This window comes from Paractinoplanes maris, from assembly GCF_023544465.1.
Classification (GTDB): Bacteria; Actinomycetota; Actinomycetes; order Mycobacteriales; family Micromonosporaceae; genus Actinoplanes; species Actinoplanes maris.
Window position 1 is genome coordinate 1 of record NZ_JALPVL010000026.1, and the last position, 3,418, is coordinate 3,418.

Here is a 3,418-nt window from a genome sequence, read left to right on the forward strand (position 1 = left end):
AGTCCGGCGGCGTCCTACTCTCCCACACCCTCACGAGTGCAGTACCATCGGCGCTGGAGGGCTTAGCTTCCGGGTTCGGAATGAGACCGGGCGTTTCCCCTCCGCTATGACCACCGAAACAGCAATCAGCGGAACAAACACCAGCAACAACAACCGCGAACTTTGCCGGTTGGTGCATGGTTGTTCGTTTGCTGTGAATCACACAGTGGACGCAAGCGCAATGTTTAGGGTGGTTAAGCCCTCGGCCTATTAGTACCGGTCGACTGAACCAGTTACCTGGCTTACATCTCCGGCCTATCAACCCAATAGTCTCTTGGGAGCCTTACCCACTCAAGGTGGTGGGATACCTCATCTCGAAGCGAGCTTCCCGCTTAGATGCTTTCAGCGGTTATCCCTTCCGAACGTAGCCAACCAGCCATGCCCCTGGCGGGACAACTGGCACACCAGAGGTTCGTCCGTCCCGGTCCTCTCGTACTAGGGACAGCCCTTCTCAAGTATCCAACGCGCACGGCGGATAGGGACCGAACTGTCTCACGACGTTCTAAACCCAGCTCGCGTACCGCTTTAATGGGCGAACAGCCCAACCCTTGGGACCTGCTACAGCCCCAGGATGCGACGAGCCGACATCGAGGTGCCAAACCATCCCGTCGATATGGACTCTTGGGGAAGATCAGCCTGTTATCCCCGGGGTACCTTTTATCCGTTGAGCGACACCGCTTCCACTCGCAAGTGCCGGATCACTAGTCCCGACTTTCGTCCCTGCTCGACCCGTCAGTCTCACAGTCAAGCTCCCTTGTGCACTTACACTCAACACCTGATTGCCAACCAGGCTGAGGGAACCTTTGGGCGCCTCCGTTACCCTTTAGGAGGCAACCGCCCCAGTTAAACTACCCACCAGACACTGTCCCTCGACCCGATCAGGGCCGCAAGTTAGATACCCAAACCCAACAGAGTGGTATTTCAAGATTGCCTCCACCCGAACTGGCGTCCGAGCTTCACCGGCTCCCACCTATCCTACACAATTAAATTCGGATACCAATGTCAAGCTATAGTAAAGGTCCCGGGGTCTTTCCGTCCTGCCGCGCGTAACGAGCATCTTTACTCGTACTGCAATTTCGCCGGGCCTGTGGTTGAGACAGTGGGGAAGTCGTTACGCCATTCGTGCAGGTCGGAACTTACCCGACAAGGAATTTCGCTACCTTAGGATGGTTATAGTTACCACCGCCGTTTACTGGCGCTTAAGTTCTCCGCCTCGCCCTCACGGGCTAACAGGTCCCCTTAACGTTCCAGCACCGGGCAGGCGTCAGTCCATATACATCGTCTTACGACTTGGCATGGACCTGTGTTTTTAGTAAACAGTCGCTTCCCCCTGCTCTCTGCGGCCATACCACGCTCCACCCGCAAGGGGTATCACGCGTCCGGCCCCCCTTCTCCCTAAGTTACGGGGGCAATTTGCCGAGTTCCTTAACCACAGTTCACCCGTCGCCTCGGTATTCTCTACCTGACCACCTGTGTCGGTTTGGGGTACGGGCCGCTCGGAACATCGCTAGAGGCTTTTCTCGGCAGCATAGGATCAATGACTTCACCTGAAACGGCTCGGCATCACGTCTCAACCATCATGTGTCACGGATTTGCCTATGACACGGTCTACACGCTTACCCCAGGACAACCACCGCCTGGGATCATCTACCTTCCTGCGTCACCCCATCGCTAAACTACTACCCCACAAGGTCCCGGGCTCTACCAGTTCAGACCGAAGTCCTCGCCGGCTTCACGCGGTTAGTACATGGAGGTTCGTCTTGGGCGTTCCTTTGCGGGTACGGGAATATCAACCCGTTATCCATCGACTACGCCTCTCGGCCTCGCCTTAGGCCCCGACTCACCCAGGGCGGATTAGCCTGGCCCTGGAACCCTTGGTCATCCGGCGGAAGAGGTTCTCACTCTTCATTCGCTACTCATGCCTGCATTCTCACTCGTATGGCGTCCACGGCTGGGTCACCCCGCCGCTTCACCCGCCATACGACGCTCCCCTACCCATCCACACACTTGGACCAGAACCCGAAGGAACCAGCCGAGTAAAATGTGAATGCCACAGCTTCGGCGGTGTGCTTGAGCCCCGCTACATTGTCGGCGCAGAACCACTTGACCAGTGAGCTATTACGCACTCTTTAAAGGATGGCTGCTTCTAAGCCAACCTCCTGGTTGTCAATGCGATCCCACATCCTTTTCCACTTAGCACACGCTTAGGGGCCTTAGCTGGTGATCTGGGCTGTTTCCCTCTCGACTACGAAGCTTATCCCCCGCAGTCTCACTGCCGCGCTCTCACTTACCGGCATTCGGAGTTTAGCTGATTTCGGTAAGCTTGTAGGCCCCCTAGACCATCCAGTGCTCTACCTCCGGCAAGAAACACACGACGCTGCACCTAAATGCATTTCGGGGAGAACCAGCTATCACGGAGTTTGATTGGCCTTTCACCCCTAACCACAGGTCATCCCCCAACTTTTCAACGTTGGTGGGTTCGGTCCTCCACGCAGTCTTACCCACGCTTCAACCTGCCCATGGCTAGATCACCCCGCTTCGGGTCTAGAACACGCGACTACAACGCCCTATTCAGACTCGCTTTCGCTACGGCTACCCCACACAGGTTAACCTCGCCACGTGCCACTAACTCGCAGGCTCATTCTTCAAAAGGCACGCCATCACCCCCACCCCGAAGGGCATAAGGCTCTGACGGATTGTAGGCGAACGGTTTCAGGTACTATTTCACTCCCCTCCCGGGGTACTTTTCACCATTCCCTCACGGTACTTGTCCGCTATCGGTCACCAGGAAGTATTCAGCCTTACCAGGTGGTCCTGGCAGATTCACAGCAGATTCTAGGAGTCCGCTGCTACTCGGGTGCTCTTCAACAGAGGCCATACATTTTCGTCTACCGGGCTCTCACCGTCTACGGCCAGCTTTCCCACACTGTTCGACTAACATAAGGCTTTGTAACTCTGCAGGCGCGTGTCAGCACGCCAAAAGAAAAGTCCCACAACACCGCGTGCGTAACCCCTGACAGGTATCACACGCACACGGTTTAGGCTCGATCCGCTTTCGCTCGCCACTACTCACGGAATCACTGTTGTTTTCTCTTCCTACCGGTACTGAGATGTTTCACTTCCCGGCGTTCCCCTCACATACCCTATGTATTCAGGTATGGATGACACGACATGACTCGTGCCAGGTTTCCCCATTCGGACACCCTGGGATCACAGCTAGGTTGACAGCTCCCCCAGGCCTATCGCGGCCTCCCACGTCCTTCATCGGCTCCTGGTGCCAAGGCATCCACCGTTCGCCCTTGACAACTTAAACACAGAAAACAAGATGCTCGCGTCCACTGTGTAATTCTCAACCAACGACCAACCCACAACCATCAAC

2 rRNA genes are annotated in these 3,418 nt (G+C 56.0%); both read right to left on the reverse strand.

Annotation, left to right across the window (positions count from 1 at the left end):
- Position 1: 1 nt before the first annotated feature.
- Positions 2-118: ribosomal RNA gene (gene rrf, locus NAG42_RS43800) — 5S ribosomal RNA — on the reverse strand.
- Positions 119-229: 111 nt separating this feature from the next.
- A 23S ribosomal RNA gene (locus NAG42_RS43805) occupies positions 230-3,352 on the reverse strand.
- Positions 3,353-3,418: the final 66 nt, after the last annotated feature.